Consider the following 14217-nt stretch of genomic DNA (forward strand, 5'->3'; position numbering starts at 1 on the left):
ATTGTGCGTCTCTACTGCAGACTCACGACTCATGCGTCTCTACATATTTTTTTATTTTCAATGGCTTAAAACCAATAACCAGCATGTCATCGACCTGTTCATTTTCTCCATTCATCCATTCTTCAATTTTTTGATGCAGAATAGACTTCTGATCTGAAAAAGAAAGACGATGAATATTCAGCAGCAGTAATCGGAATCTCCTGTATTTGAATTTTTTATGATCGGGACCTCCAAACTGATCAGGCAAACCGTCGGAAAAGAGATAAATAACATCGTCTTCTTTCAGCATTATTTCTTTCTCTGTAAAAACGGGTGATTCGCCGTCTTTTAAATATCCGACGGGGAATCGGTCACCTTTGTAACTGTGAATTTCATTATCTCTGATTAAATAGAACCCGTTATATGCACCTGAGAACTCTAATTTTTTATTTTTCCGGTCAATCACGATCAGAGCCATATCCATGCCGTCGCTGATATTAACTTCAAAAGATTCGGAAGGTTGTTCCCGGTGAAGCGTACGAATGAGTTCACTATTCATGGTTTTCAGAATCCCGGAAGGTGACTCAACGCCCTGAATTTCTACAATATTTTTCAGCAGGTCTATACCTATAATCGACATAAAAGCCCCGGATACACCATGTCCTGTACAATCGACAGCGGTTACAAAAATTTTCTCATCTTTCTCAAGAAACCAGAAGAAATCGCCGCTTACAATATCTCTTGCTCTTAAATAAACAAATGACTCGGGGAAAACATACTGAAAAGATGTCTCGAAAGGAAGCATTGCCCTCTGGATTCGACGTGCATAATTAATACTGTCTGTCAAACTGCGATTTATCCTGGTAAGTACCTCCCGCTGAGCTTCAATTTGCTTTTTATTTAACTGTTTTTTCCTGAAGTTCCTTGTTTGCCTTCCGATAATGCCGAATACGGTAATTAATGAAAAGATGGATGCAAAAATGAGAGCAAAGACATAGAATGCAATAGCATAATTTGACATCCAAAGAGGAGGATTCACGATAATCTCCATTTCGAGAGGATCGTTATTCCAGGTAAAATCATTGTTCGAAGCAATAATTTTCAGGGTATAATCCCCCGGCAGTAAGTTGGAAAAAGAAACTTTATTTTCGGAAGTGACGGGTCTCCAGTCAGGATCATATCCCTCCAAAAATACTTTATATCTGTTTTTTGAAGGCTGAGTGAATTCAAGGCCTGAGTACTCAATTTCAACACTTGTAAAAGGTCTGTATTTGATTTCCAATTGTTTGCAATTGGGCCAATAAACATCTGTATCATCCCCTCGTTGGGTAACCATTATATTCGTCAGAGCAATTAATGGTTTGGTGAGATTGTAGTCAATCGAGTCGGGATGAAATCTGCATAAACCATCGGTGCTTCCAAAGAACAAAGTTCCCGCGCGATTCTTAAAAACACTGTTATTATTGAAGACGTACCCTGGTAAGCCGTCAACAATATCAAAATTATAAACCGTTCCATCCGGATTTAGACAGGATATTCCTTTATTTGTTGATACCCACGTACGATTGGTATTGTCTGATATTACAGCTTTTATCATGTCGTTATCCAGTGCCGAATTGCCTTGTATGAGTTGTGGATAAAACTCAGGAGATACAACCTCCCAAACACCCGATCTGGTGCCCACCAATATCTTTCCATGATAGGACAAACTGATTGACAAAACCGAGGTTCTTAACCTGATGTCATTTCCTCCGATAAACGGCAAACTTCTTATTCTTTTGCTGTCACGCTCCAGATAGTTTAATCCATCTGAAGTACCAATCCATAAATTTCCTTCCTCGTCAAGGCAAAGAGCATTAATATGGTCACTTAATAAACCTGTTGAATCTCTTCTGTCAGAAAAATAGCTGAACACATTTCTGCCATCAAACCGGTATAGACCAAAACGGGTTCCAATCCACAAATTACCATCAAAATCGTTTTGAAGCGCATAGATGTGATTTTTTTGAAGAAGGTTTTCAACGCCAAAGTCAAGTCCGTTCTCAAACTCTACAAACTTGTCGCCAACAGCTTTGTAATAATACAATCCGCAATTGGTACCCGCCCACAGTCTTCCCGAATTGTCTTTATACAATTCGTATACAGCAAAAGGCCCGGCATGGGCGTCATTTTCACACTGGATAAAATAGTTCTTCACCCTTTTGCTTTTAGGATAATACCTTAAAATGCCGGAATCGATGGTCCCGAGCCAAAGACTTCCATCCTCCTCCTGATAGACACTTTGAAAATTGCAGGAGTTTAAATCATTCTGAACAAGCGTACTGTTGCATGGAATGGAGTGAAACTTTGGTGGCGACAGATTAATTTTAAACACTCCGTTAAAACGACTCCCGGCCCATATAATACCCGACCTGTCTTTAATAACGGTTGTGATGTGGTTATTTATTTTCCTTCCCCGCGGATCAGGAAAGTCCATTCTGCGTCCTGTTTTTGGATTTATTACTTCTATACCCCGATTGGATGCAGCAAAAACAGAACCATCCTCAATATGAAGCAATTCATTTATTGTTAATTCCTCGCTACCGGGTGAAAAAGAAAAATTCTGGTCAAACAAAACACTATCCCCAATTTGCAGCAATTTCAACCCTGTTGACGAGGCCACCAAATACTTGTCTGAATCTGACGGGCAACGCAATATATCGTATATAGCCGCCTGACACGAAAACCCGTCATCGGAACGGTCCGAAAAGCGTGTAAAATGCCTGTTCAGGATGTTAAATCTGTTCAGGCCATCCTTGGTTCCAACCAGTAAGGAAGTATCGGATTCCTGAATCAGTGGTGACCTCGATATTTCAGTTACATTAAATACATTGCTGAAATGTCCGTAATTCTCAAAACCAGCTGCTTTTCCCTTATATAAAGAAAGATAAGTTTGTGTCTTTACCCATATCCGTCCTTGATTATCAACCAGTAATCCAAAAACTGTATTTTCGGGGAGAGAATTTATCGAATCGGGATCTGCAAGAAAACAGGAAAATTCTCCGGTCGAATAGTCAAGCTTGTTGAGACCACTGTTTCTGGTACCTATCCATAAGTCATTATTCTTATCCTGAGTGATGGCAAGAATGTGATTTCCGGAAATTGAATTCTCGTCCGAAGGATCATGCCTGAATGTTTTAAATTCATATCCGTCATAACGGTTCAGGCCATCTTCCGTTCCGATCCACAGAAAACCGAAACTATCCTGAAATACCACAGTTACAGAATTATTTGAAAGGCCTTCCCTGATTGTAAAATTAGGGATATCTCCTTTACTCGTGGCAAAAGCAGTGATAAAGTGAAATGTCACCAACAACAATAACAGAATGGAGTATGTAGACACTTTTCTCACAGAATAATGGTTTGGTATTAACAACTATGCAATATAGCCAATATATCACTACTACAGATTAATTCGTGTATCTTATTCATGAGTCCACTCCTAAAAGCCTCTTTTTGCCAATCTCATTGTTGCAGAAATATTTTACACCCTCATTAACAACCAGTAAACTCCGATTCAAAAATTTCCTACGCCTCAACCTCAATAAAAACATCTTTTTGGGAAGCAGAATCATTCATGAGCCCGGTCTAAAAAGCATCTTTGTTGCCAAACTCTGTGTTGTTTTAAGTTTTTGCATCCTCATTAACAATAAGTTAACTCCGGAACAAAAATTTAAAACGCCTTAATTTTGACAAAAATATGCTTTTTATACCGCACTCATTCATACAGAAGGCATCACGAAAATATAAAAAAACTAAATTAAAAAATCCGGTAATGCTCATTAAAAAAGCACCACCGGATTTTGACCAATTTAACCTGCTTCATTCTTAAAGCAGGTTTAGATGTCTGGTTATTTCGCTTCAGCGGCCGGGCTATTAAAACCAACCTTATCCATAAACCATTCAAGGTTCTGCGATTTGGGCCGTTCAATAGGCAGACCGTACAACCTGTCCCATATAAGCTGGGTGAGTACTCCCAATGCCCTGGAAACTCCAAAAAGCATTGTATACACAGGATACTCTGTAATACCATAGCTCGATAACAAACTTCCGGATATAGCATCGACATTAGGCCATGGATTTTTTACTTTCCCTGTCCGCCCCAAAATATCCGGAACAACCTCATAAACCTGCTTGACCAGCTTAATCAAAGGTGCTTCGGGAATATACTTATTGGCAAAATCGAGCTGAACAGCAAAACGGGGATCGGTTTTACGCAAAACAGCGTGGCCATACCCGGGTATTACCCTGCCCGAATCAAGAGTTTTTTGGGCATACTCCCGAACCTGATCCGTTGTGGGGGCGTCAGTGCCCAACTCATCAATCATCCGCTGGAGCCAGTGCATAACATTCTGGTTGGCCATACCGTGAAGCGGGCCTGCAAGACCGTTCATACCGGCAGAAAAGCTGTAATAAGGATTGGATAGTGCCGAGCCCACCAGATGTGTGGTATGTGCCGAAACATTACCGCCTTCATGATCCGCATGGATTACCATATACAACCGCATCAGACGCTTTACCTCCTCGCTGTCGAACCCCATCATATGGGCAAGATTCCCTGCCCAGTCAATCGAAGGATCGATATCTATATACTGCTCATCGTGAAAAACCCGCCTGTAAATATAGGCTGCAATCACCGGCAGGCGGCTGATCAAATCCATTACACCTTCATACATAGGGTCCCAGTAATCCTTTTTATCCATTCCTGCAAGATAGGCGCGCCTAAAGTGAGATTCGGTGCTCATAGCCAAAATAGCAGCATTAAACTGAATCATTGGATGAGCACTTTTGGGCAATGCATTAATGACATCAAATGCATGCGGCGGTATGTTTTGAGCTCTTTGGGCCCAGGATTCACTAAGAAACTTCACATCATCATCTGTGGGAAGCTCTCCAAGCAACATCAGATAAAATAATCCTTCGGGTAATGGTTCTCCACCTTCATTGATTTTGGGAAGTTTTTCACGTAATTCGGGAATTGAATACCCTCTGAAACGGATTCCTTCGTCAGGATCGAGTTTTGAGGTACAGGTAAGTAATGAAACCACACCTTTCATCCCGGAAAACACTTGATCGAGGGTAACTTCCTGAATAACCTTGTCGCCATGTTCCTTCTGGATTTTTTTTACCAATTCGGCCTGAGGCCGTCCAATGGTGATGAGTTTTTCTTTAATATAATCCATATTCTAAAAAATTATAATTAGTTAAATTGGTTGATTCGGCAATAAAGAAATAAGAAGTCAAAACCTGCTAATCAAACAAAAAAAAATTAAAATTGTTCTGCCTCCCCCGGGTGAGACAAAAAAGCCGGACAGGGAAATTCCGCTGTCCGGCCTCTTTGTGTTAGATGTGGGATAGTTATTAAAACTACCTTACAGATGTCAAACAAAAAAATTATTTTCTTACAATTTTCTTGTATCCATAAACGGCTGCATCGCCAAGTTCTTCTTCAATGCGAAGCAGTTGATTGTATTTAGCCATACGATCCGAACGGCTCAGAGAACCGGTCTTAATCTGTCCGCTGTTAGTAGCAACAGCAATGTCGGCAATGGTTGCATCTTCTGTTTCACCAGAGCGATGGGAAGTCACAGAAGTATATCCGGCACGGTGAGCCATTTCAATAGCATTAAGGGTTTCTGTAAGCGTACCAATCTGGTTAACTTTAATAAGTATTGAATTGGCTGCTCCCATCTCGATGCCTTTTTGAAGGTATTCAACATTCGTTACAAAAAGGTCGTCACCAACAAGCTGGCACTTATCGCCAATTTTCTTATTTAAATTGACCCAACCATCCCAGTCGCCTTCATCGCAACCATCTTCAATAGAATCAATAGGATATTTTCCGATCAGTTCAGCAAGATAATCGGCCTGTTCTGTAGAATTACGCTTGGCTCCGTTCGGCCCTTCAAACTTGGTATAATCGTAAACCCCGTTCTCAAAGAACTCTGAAGCAGCGCAGTCAAGAGCAATCGAAACCTGACCGCCTTCCTCGAGGCGTCCGGGCTTATACCCGGCATTTTCGATAGCCTTAATAATGCAATTCAAAGCATCTTCGGTACCTTCCAGTTCAGGAGCAAAACCACCCTCATCACCAACGGCAGTACTAAGTCCGCGGTCTTTAAGGACTTTCTTCAACGCATGGAAAACTTCTGCTCCCATACGGAGACCTTCGCGGAAACTCTTAGCACCAACAGGACGGATCATGAACTCCTGGAAAGCGATAGGAGCATCGGAGTGTGAACCTCCGTTAATAATATTCATCATAGGAACAGGAAGCGTTACAGCATTGGTTCCGCCGATATAACGATAAAGAGGCAGATCAAGATATTCTGCAGCAGCTTTGGCTGTTGCAAGAGAGACCCCGAGGATTGCATTGGCACCAAGCTTGCTTTTTGTTTTGGTGCCGTCCATCTCCAGCATTTTATTATCAATTCCTACCTGGTCAAGCGAGTTCATTCCAACCAAAGCAGGTGCGATTACATTATTGACATTTTCAACAGCTTTCAGAACTCCTTTTCCAAGGTAACGGTTCTTATCACCGTCACGCAATTCAAGAGCTTCATTCTCGCCGGTCGACGCTCCGGAAGGAACGGCAGCCCGGCCGATAATACCGCAGTCGAGAGTTACTTCCACTTCAACGGTAGGGTTACCTCGTGAATCAAGAATCTCACGGGCGTGAACATTCGCAATTTGTCCCATAACTTTTTTGTTTTATATCAGTTAATTATCAATTTTCCGAATGAAATAGAATATCCGGTTTTTCCGGCATTCAAATATCATAACATCCTGGCAATTTGTCAAAAAAAAAGGATAAAGCTATAACCCTTTATCCCCTTTTTAAGAATTTTTAAATCAAAAAACCTTAAACCGGTTTATTATTCTTTCTTTTCTTCTTGTTCGCTATCGGAAGCCTGCTCTTTCGAGGTTTCTGCAGATTCATTTTTTACCTCCTCAGTATTTTCCTCTGATGCTTTGGAAGATGAATTTTCTGCAGCAACTCCGGCAGAAGCAGTTTCAGTCGAAGTTTCAGAAGGTGTATCGGCAGATGAATCAACCTTAGTTTCAGCTACTGGCTGAGCACCTGACTTTTTAGCCCCACCACGACGACCTCTTCTGGTGCGTTTTTTCTCGGCACCATCGGATTTGGCCGACAACATGTTTTCGTTATAGTCAACAAGTTCTATATAACAAATTTCTGCAGCATCACCCTGGCGATTCCCAAGCTTCAGAATCCTTGTGTATCCACCGGGACGATTGGCCACCTTCTCTGATACATCACGAAACAATTCGGATACAGCTTCTTTGTTCTGCAAATGGCTGAATACAACCCTGCGTGAATGGGTGTTGTCGGTTTTGGACTTATTGATCAGAGGCTCCACATACATGCGCAAGGCTTTTGCTTTGGCAACCGTAGTTTTTATTCTCTTATGAATGATAAGAGAACTCGCCATATTGGAGAGCATGGCCTTACGATGAGCACTCGTGCGGCTTAAGTGATTAAATTTCTTTCTATGTCTCATTTCAATTATTCCTTGTCTAATTTATACTTCGAAATATCCATACCGAAATTCAGACCCATGTTATCCAGAAGGTCATCCAGTTCGGTAAGCGACTTTTTCCCGAAATTGCGGAATTTCAGCAAGTCGTTCCGGTTATATTGAACCAACTCACCAAGTGTTTCAACATCTGCAGCCTTAAGACAGTTAAGGGCACGTACAGAAAGATCCAGATCCACAAGTTTGGTCTTCAGCATCTGACGCATATGAAGTACTTCCTCGTCGAACTCATCACCACTGGTCTTTTCTTCAGAATCCAAGGTAATTTTTTCGTCCGAGAACAACATAAAGTGCTGAATCAATATTTTGGAAGCTTCTTTCAGTGCATCCTTCGGATGGATAGATCCATCGGTCTGGATTTCCAGAATTAGTTTTTCGTAGTCGGTTTTCTGCTCTACCCTGAAGTTCTCGACATCGTATTTCACATTACGTATTGGCGTATAGATAGAGTCAATGGCAATAGTACCAAGCTCCTGGTCGGCGTTCGCATTTTCGCTGGCCGGAACATACCCTCTTCCTTTGCCGATGGTAAGTGTCATTTGAATCTTAACATCAGGGTCCATGTGAGCAATCTCGAGTTCGGGATTAAGCACTTTAAACCCGTTAAGAAATTGCTCGAAATCACCAGCTTTCAGAACTTCCTTACCGGTTATATTAACGGTAATTTTTTCCTGATCGTGGTCTTCTACAGATTGCTTAAACCTGACCTGCTTAAGATTCAGAATAATTTCGGTAACATCATCCACAACCCCCGGAATGCTGGAGAACTCATGGTCAACACCCTCAATCTTCACAGTTGTTATCGCATATCCCTCGAGTGAGGACAACAAGATTCTTCTTAAGGCATTTCCAATAGTAATACCATATCCCGGCTCAAGAGGACGAAATTCGAATCGCCCGAATTTATCGTCAGCCTCGAGCATAATGACTTTGTCAGGTTTTTGGAACGCTAATATTGCCATAAGAATATATTATTTAGAGTACAATTCAACGATCAACTGTTCTTTAATATTTTCGGGTATTTCAGACCTTTCAGGCACATTAAGAAATTTACCCTGCATGGAACTTTCGTCCCACTCCAGCCAGGAATATTTCTGAACACTTGAATTACTTAACGAAGTATTAATCACTTCGAGCGATTTTGATTTTTCACGAACTCCGACAATCTGGTCGGGTTTAAGTGTATAAGAAGGAATATTAACAACATTCCCGTCTACTGTGATATGGCGATGCAAGACCAACTGCCGTGCAGCAGCACGTGTAGGTGCTAACCCCATACGATAAACCACATTATCGAGTCGTGATTCAAGCAATCCGAGTAAAACTTCACCGGTAATTCCCTTTTTACTGGTAGCCTTTTTAAATAAATTGCGGAACTGCTTTTCCAGCAAACCATAAGTATACTTAGCCTTTTGTTTTTCCTTCAGCTGTACACCATATTCGCTGGTTTTCCGGCGACGTGAATTTCCATGTTGTCCGGGAGGATAATTTTTCCTTTCGAAATACTTATCAGGTCCGTAAATGGACTCCCCAAATTTACGGGCGATTTTGGTTTTTGGACCAATATATCTAGCCATTCTACTAAATTTTTGATTTTAAATTTTTGATTTCAAATGATGAATATGACAGCCGCAAGATTATAGAGAGGAGGTTAATAATATAACCCACCATAATTCAAAACTCAAAATCAAAAACTTATGGTTAACAACTAGTTAAACAATTAAACTCTTCTTCTTTTGGGAGGACGGCATCCGTTATGTGGAAGCGGAGTTACATCAACAATTTCTGTAACATCGATGCCACTGGAATGAATCGCACGAATAGCTGATTCACGACCATTACCGGGGCCTTTAACAAATACTTTAACTTTTCTCAGTCCAAGGTCGTGTGCCACTTTTGCACAATCGCTGGCGGCAATCTGTGCAGCATACGGTGTGTTCTTTTTAGAACCACGGAAACCCATTTTACCGGCACTGGACCACGAAATCACCTGACCGTTGTTATTGGTCAGTGAGACAATGATATTGTTAAAGGAAGAATGAATGTGGGCCTGTCCCACGGCTTCCACTTTAACAACTTTTTTTCTTTGACTTCCCGTCTTTTTTGCCATAACTCACTAATTATTTCTTCTTGTTAGCAACAGTTTTCTTCTTGCCTTTACGTGTACGGGCATTGTTTTTTGTCGACTGACCATTTACCGGAAGGCCGATACGGTGGCGAATACCACGGTAACATCCAATATCCATCAATCGTTTGATGTTAAGCTGAACCTGAGACCTCAGTTCTCCTTCGGTAGTAACACTTGAACTAATAATCTCACGAATCTTTGTCAACTGTTCATCGGACCAGTCCTTGACTTTGGTATCACGGCTAACACCGGCCTTATCAAGCACCTTTCCGGCAGTGCTCCGTCCGATACCATAAATGTAGGTCAGAGCAACTTCTCCTCTTTTATGGGTAGGAATATCTACACCTGCAATTCTTGCCATATTCGAAAATTTTATCCTTGACGTTGTTTAAACTTCGGGTTTTTCTTATTAATCACATATAAGCGTCCCTTGCGCCGAACTATTTTGCAGTCGGAGCTACGCTTCTTAACGGATGCTTTAACTTTCATGTCAATATTTCTTTGATTATTTGTACCTGTAACTAATTCTCCCTTTGGTCAGGTCGTAAGGCGACATTTCCACCTTAACCCTGTCGCCCGGCAAAATTTTAATATAATGCATTCTCATTTTGCCGGATATATGGGCTGTAATGATATGCCCGTTTTCCAATTCCACGCGGAACATGGCATTGGACAGTGCTTCGATAATTGTACCGTCTTGTTCTATAGAAGCTTGTTTGGCCATAAGCTGTGTATCTTTTTATTTTTCAGACTGCAAATGTAATACTTCTTCTACAAATTTAAAACTGGATAATATATCAGCTTCATTTTTCCCTACTGCAACAGTATGCTCAAAATGAGCAGAAACCTTACGGTCTTTTGTACGAATAGTCCAACCATCGGCTTCCTGTACAATGTGTCTCTTGCCAAAATTGATCATTGGTTCAATGGCAATTACCATTCCTTCTTTAAGTTTCACGCCATTGCCTCTTCGGCCGTAATTTGGAACCTCGGGCGATTCATGAAGGTTTTTACCGACACCGTGACCAACCATTTCTCTGACAACAGAGAAACCGTATTTTTCGGCATACGACTGAACAGCATATCCAATATCACCTACTCTTTTCCCTTCTACTGCCTGTTCAATCCCTTTGTACAAAGATGTTTTTGTTACATCAAGGAGCGTCCGGATTTCTTCATCAACATTGCCAACGCAAAAGGTATAGGCAGAATCTCCATAGAAACCGTTAAGTAAAACACCACAATCAACAGAAACAATATCTCCATCCTTTAACGGTGTATCGTTCGGAATGCCATGAACAACCTGATCATTGACCGACGTACACAGAGAATTGGGAAACCCCTGATAATTCAGAAAAGCAGGAACACCTCCATGATCTCTGATAAACTCTTCTGCAACTTTATCCAGCTTTAACGTGGTAACACCTGGTTCTATCATTCTGGCAATTTCGCCATGTGTTTTAGCTACCAGCATGTTACTTTCACGAAGCAACTCTATCTCTTCTTTCGTCTTCAAATAGATCATTCCAAATAACCAACCCTTCTGTTAATACATTGCAGCACCTCCGCCGGTACGTCCTTTAATTCTTCCCGATTTCATTAATCCATCATAATGTCTCATCAGCAAATGGCTTTCAATTTGCTGAAGTGTATCTAAAACCACACCAACGAGAATCAGGAGTGATGTACCTCCATAAAACTGCGCAAATGTCTGATCTACACCTGCCAACATAGCAAAAGCAGGAAGAATAGCTACAATGGCCAGAAAAATTGACCCTGGCAGTGTAATTTTTGACATCACCGAATCAAGAAATTCCATTGTTTTTTTCCCCGGTTTCACTCCCGGTATAAATCCGCCGTTACGTTTCATATCCTCAGCCATTTGCTGCGGATTAATTGTTATAGCGGTATAGAAATAAGTAAAAAGGATAATCAATAAAGCAAACGTGAAATTGTACCAAAACCCGGTGAAATCGGCAAAGGTAGCAGCAAAGCCGGTTGCAGCCTCACTTTCGGCAAAACCGGCTATGGTAATAGGGATAAACATAATAGCCTGAGCAAAGATAATAGGCATTACTCCCGCTGCATTAACCTTGAGTGGAATATATTGTCTCACACCACCATATTGTTTATTGCCAACAATCCGTTTAGCATACTGAACCGGCACACGCCGGGTTCCCTGTACCAAAAGTATAGTGCCTGCAAAAACAAAGAACAAAACGACCAACTCAATAAGCAACATTACAAGACCTCCGCCTTCTTCAAGACGTGAAACGAATTCGGCAATTACAGCAAAAGGCAAACGGGCTATAATACCAATCATAATAATCAGTGAAATACCGTTACCAATACCCTTATCTGTAATTCGCTCTCCCAGCCACATAACAAACATTGAACCGGCTGTGAGAATAATAGTAGAAGTTACTGTAAAGCCCCATCCTGAGGTGGCAAAAGCTGTATCGGGCAATTGTGCATGCAGGTTGGCAATATAACCGGGCGCCTGGAACAATAGTATAATAACCGTCAGATAGCGGGTTATCTGATTGATCCTGCGACGTCCGCTCTCACCTTCCCGCTGCAAGCGTTGAAAATATGGTATAGCAATTCCCAGCAACTGAACAACAATAGAGGCAGAGATATAAGGCATAATCCCCAACGCAAAAATCGAAGCATTGGAAAATGCACCTCCGGAAAACATGTTCAATAGTCCGAGAACACCACTGCTGGTTTGGGCCTCCAGATTGGCCAATTGATTTGGATCAATACCCGGAATAACAACAAACGACCCCAAACGGTAGATAAGAATAAAACCAAGTGTGGTCAAAATACGGGACTTTAAGTCCTCTATCTTCCAGATATTTCGGATGGTTTCTAAAAACTTCATGAGTATAATTTTCTATATTAACAGACAAACAAGGGCCCTCACGCATAAAAAACGAGTAAGGGCCTGGCTCTGTCTATAATTCTTCGGCAGTTCCCTGAGCAGCTTCAATGGCTTCCTTAGCTTTCTTTGAAAAGGCATGTGCTTTAACATTCACCTTTGCTTTGAGTTCGCCATCACCTAAAACTTTTACCAGATCATGTTTACCAACAAGACCTGCGTTGTAAAGTACTTCAGGTGTAAAATCCGTTACATTCAGTTTATCAACAAGATATTGAATCGTACGTACATTAATAGATTTATACTCTTTACGGTTAATATTTTTAAACCCGTATTTCGGTACTCTTCTCTGCAAAGGCATTTGGCCACCTTCGAAACCAAGTTTCTTGGAATATCCCGAACGTGATTTGGCCCCTTTATGACCACGGGTAGAGGTACCTCCCAGTCCGGAACCCGGCCCGCGTCCAAGGCGTCTCCTGTAGTGGGTGGAGCCTTTTGCTGGTTTAAGATTATGTAATTCCATGATTTATAGCGATAAAACGTTCAACCAAAATTATCTTTCAACACTCACCAGGTGTTTTACTTTTTCTATCATCCCGAGGATATTAGGAGTGTCCTCATGTTCCACGGTACCGTTCAGTTTCTTCAGGCCAAGTGCATCGAGTGTGCGTTTTTGCTGTTTGTTGCACCTGATGCGACTTTTAACCTGGGTCACTTTTATTTTAGCCATTTTAAAGTATTTTATCCGTTAAAAACTTTATCCAGGGTCACTCCGCGTTGTTGTGCAACAGTGCGGGCATCACGCATTTCACATAATGCGTTAATAGTAGCCTTCACGAGGTTGTGAGGGTTGGCCGAACCTTGAGATTTAGCCAATACATCAGTAACACCTGCACTTTCAAGAACTGCACGCATAGCACCTCCGGCCACAAGACCGGTACCATGCGATGCAGGTTTCATAAAAATTTGTGCACCACCATATTTTGTGACCTGCTCATGGGGAATGGTTCCGTTAAGAACCGGAACGCGCACTAGATTTTTCTTAGCCGCTTCCACGCCTTTGGCAATAGCGGTAGTAACCTCATTGGCTTTCCCGAGGCCCCAGCCTACGATACCATCTTCGTTACCAACCACGACAATAGCAGAAAAGCTGAATGTGCGTCCACCTTTCGTCACTTTGGTAACACGATTAATAGCTACCAGGCGGTCTTTAAGTTCGATATCGTTATTATTCCTAACTTTTTTAGTATTTCCAGCCATAATGTTTAGAATTTAAGACCGGCCTCTCTTGCAGCATCGGCCAATTGTTTAACTCTACCATGATACAAATACCCGTTCCGGTCGAAAACAACATTTTCGATTCCGGCTTTAAGGGCTCTTTCGGCAATCAATTTACCAACCATGGCAGCCTTTTCACTTTTATTTCCACTTTGTGAAGCAATATCCTTAACAAGGGAAGATGCTGCCACCAGTGTATTCCCCGATTTGTCGTCAATCAGTTGAACAGAAATTTGTTTGTTGCTGCGGTAAACCGACATCCGGGGTTTTTCGGCGGTACCGGAAATATTTTTCCGAACACGCTTTTTGATTTTCAGTCTTCTATTTAGTTTTGAAAAAGCCATATCAAATAACTT

Annotated in this window: 16 protein-coding genes; all 16 read right to left on the bottom strand. The window is 41.5% G+C overall.

What is annotated here, in order from left to right; all coding sequences use genetic code 11:
• Positions 1 to 22: 22 nt before the first annotated feature.
• The 16 genes from OQ5_RS21750 to rplR all read right to left on the bottom strand — a co-directional run bounded on the left by OQ5_RS21750 (position 23) and on the right by rplR (position 14205).
• A complete protein-coding gene (locus OQ5_RS21750; RefSeq protein WP_255297653.1) occupies positions 23 to 3370 on the bottom strand; it encodes a ligand-binding sensor domain-containing protein in 3348 nt (1115 codons plus the stop codon).
• A gap of 499 nt (positions 3371 to 3869) precedes the next feature.
• Complete coding sequence (locus OQ5_RS0119145; RefSeq protein WP_016779036.1) at positions 3870 to 5201, bottom strand: citrate (Si)-synthase; 1332 nt, start codon at positions 5199 to 5201, stop codon at positions 3870 to 3872.
• Between the two features lie 211 nt (positions 5202 to 5412).
• Positions 5413 to 6717, bottom strand: coding sequence for a phosphopyruvate hydratase (gene eno / locus OQ5_RS0119150; protein WP_016779037.1), 1305 nt, complete (start codon positions 6715 to 6717; stop codon positions 5413 to 5415).
• 176 nt (positions 6718 to 6893) lie between these two features.
• Positions 6894 to 7538, bottom strand: coding sequence for a 50S ribosomal protein L17 (rplQ, locus tag OQ5_RS25440; RefSeq protein WP_026055411.1), 645 nt, complete (start codon positions 7536 to 7538; stop codon positions 6894 to 6896).
• A 5-nt stretch (positions 7539 to 7543) separates the two neighbouring features.
• Positions 7544 to 8536: a DNA-directed RNA polymerase subunit alpha gene (locus tag OQ5_RS0119160; protein WP_026055412.1), complete on the bottom strand. Its 993-nt coding sequence runs from the start codon at positions 8534 to 8536 to the stop codon at positions 7544 to 7546.
• A gap of 9 nt (positions 8537 to 8545) precedes the next feature.
• Positions 8546 to 9151: a 30S ribosomal protein S4 gene (gene rpsD, locus OQ5_RS0119165; RefSeq protein ID WP_016779040.1), complete on the bottom strand. Its 606-nt coding sequence runs from the start codon at positions 9149 to 9151 to the stop codon at positions 8546 to 8548.
• Positions 9152 to 9294: 143 nt separating this feature from the next.
• Positions 9295 to 9684: a 30S ribosomal protein S11 gene (rpsK, locus tag OQ5_RS0119170; RefSeq protein WP_016779041.1), complete on the bottom strand. Its 390-nt coding sequence runs from the start codon at positions 9682 to 9684 to the stop codon at positions 9295 to 9297.
• Between the two features lie 10 nt (positions 9685 to 9694).
• On the bottom strand, positions 9695 to 10063 hold the full coding sequence (rpsM, locus tag OQ5_RS0119175; RefSeq protein WP_016779042.1) for a 30S ribosomal protein S13: 369 nt from the start codon (positions 10061 to 10063) through the stop codon (positions 9695 to 9697).
• 11 nt (positions 10064 to 10074) lie between these two features.
• A complete protein-coding gene (gene ykgO / locus OQ5_RS22825; protein ID WP_010416616.1) occupies positions 10075 to 10191 on the bottom strand; it encodes a type B 50S ribosomal protein L36 in 117 nt (38 codons plus the stop codon).
• A gap of 16 nt (positions 10192 to 10207) precedes the next feature.
• Entirely contained in the window at positions 10208 to 10426 is a 219-nt protein-coding gene (infA, locus tag OQ5_RS0119180) for a translation initiation factor IF-1 (RefSeq protein ID WP_010416614.1), read from the bottom strand.
• Between the two features lie 15 nt (positions 10427 to 10441).
• Positions 10442 to 11227: a type I methionyl aminopeptidase gene (gene map, locus OQ5_RS0119185; protein WP_016779043.1), complete on the bottom strand. Its 786-nt coding sequence runs from the start codon at positions 11225 to 11227 to the stop codon at positions 10442 to 10444.
• Positions 11228 to 11248: 21 nt separating this feature from the next.
• Positions 11249 to 12586: a preprotein translocase subunit SecY gene (secY, locus tag OQ5_RS0119190; RefSeq protein ID WP_016779044.1), complete on the bottom strand. Its 1338-nt coding sequence runs from the start codon at positions 12584 to 12586 to the stop codon at positions 11249 to 11251.
• A 73-nt stretch (positions 12587 to 12659) separates the two neighbouring features.
• Positions 12660 to 13106 carry a 50S ribosomal protein L15 gene (gene rplO, locus OQ5_RS0119195; protein WP_016779045.1) on the bottom strand — a complete coding sequence of 149 codons (447 nt, stop codon included), beginning with the start codon at positions 13104 to 13106 and terminating at the stop codon, positions 12660 to 12662.
• A gap of 30 nt (positions 13107 to 13136) precedes the next feature.
• The gene (rpmD, locus tag OQ5_RS0119200) at positions 13137 to 13313 is read right to left on the bottom strand and encodes a 50S ribosomal protein L30 (RefSeq protein ID WP_016779046.1); all 177 of its coding nucleotides are present in this window, start codon (positions 13311 to 13313) and stop codon (positions 13137 to 13139) included.
• A gap of 11 nt (positions 13314 to 13324) precedes the next feature.
• Complete coding sequence (rpsE, locus tag OQ5_RS0119205) at positions 13325 to 13843, bottom strand: 30S ribosomal protein S5 (RefSeq protein WP_010416599.1); 519 nt, start codon at positions 13841 to 13843, stop codon at positions 13325 to 13327.
• A gap of 5 nt (positions 13844 to 13848) precedes the next feature.
• A complete protein-coding gene (gene rplR, locus OQ5_RS0119210; protein WP_016779047.1) occupies positions 13849 to 14205 on the bottom strand; it encodes a 50S ribosomal protein L18 in 357 nt (118 codons plus the stop codon).
• Between the last annotated feature and the right edge of the window lie 12 nt (positions 14206 to 14217).

It is taken from the genome of Anaerophaga thermohalophila str. Valhall (assembly GCF_000250735.1).
Classification (GTDB): domain Bacteria; phylum Bacteroidota; class Bacteroidia; order Bacteroidales; family Marinilabiliaceae; genus Anaerophaga; species Anaerophaga thermohalophila_A.

Coding starts and splice junctions, on each gene's coding strand:
- rpsM (WP_016779042.1), bottom strand. CDS start 10,063: ATGGCAAGAATTGCAGGTGTAGATATTCCTACCCATAAAAGAGGAGAA.
- rpmD (WP_016779046.1), bottom strand. CDS start 13,313: ATGGCTAAAATAAAAGTGACCCAGGTTAAAAGTCGCATCAGGTGCAAC.
- map (WP_016779043.1), bottom strand. CDS start 11,227: ATGATCTATTTGAAGACGAAAGAAGAGATAGAGTTGCTTCGTGAAAGT.
- infA (WP_010416614.1), bottom strand. CDS start 10,426: ATGGCCAAACAAGCTTCTATAGAACAAGACGGTACAATTATCGAAGCA.
- rplO (WP_016779045.1), bottom strand. CDS start 13,106: ATGGAATTACATAATCTTAAACCAGCAAAAGGCTCCACCCACTACAGG.
- rplQ (WP_026055411.1), bottom strand. CDS start 7,538: ATGAGACATAGAAAGAAATTTAATCACTTAAGCCGCACGAGTGCTCAT.
- rpsK (WP_016779041.1), bottom strand. CDS start 9,684: ATGGCAAAAAAGACGGGAAGTCAAAGAAAAAAAGTTGTTAAAGTGGAA.
- rpsE (WP_010416599.1), bottom strand. CDS start 13,843: ATGGCTGGAAATACTAAAAAAGTTAGGAATAATAACGATATCGAACTT.
- ykgO (WP_010416616.1), bottom strand. CDS start 10,191: ATGAAAGTTAAAGCATCCGTTAAGAAGCGTAGCTCCGACTGCAAAATA.
- OQ5_RS0119145 (WP_016779036.1), bottom strand. CDS start 5,201: ATGGATTATATTAAAGAAAAACTCATCACCATTGGACGGCCTCAGGCC.
- OQ5_RS0119160 (WP_026055412.1), bottom strand. CDS start 8,536: ATGGCAATATTAGCGTTCCAAAAACCTGACAAAGTCATTATGCTCGAG.
- rplR (WP_016779047.1), bottom strand. CDS start 14,205: ATGGCTTTTTCAAAACTAAATAGAAGACTGAAAATCAAAAAGCGTGTT.
- rpsD (WP_016779040.1), bottom strand. CDS start 9,151: ATGGCTAGATATATTGGTCCAAAAACCAAAATCGCCCGTAAATTTGGG.
- secY (WP_016779044.1), bottom strand. CDS start 12,586: ATGAAGTTTTTAGAAACCATCCGAAATATCTGGAAGATAGAGGACTTA.
- eno (WP_016779037.1), bottom strand. CDS start 6,717: ATGGGACAAATTGCGAATGTTCACGCCCGTGAGATTCTTGATTCACGA.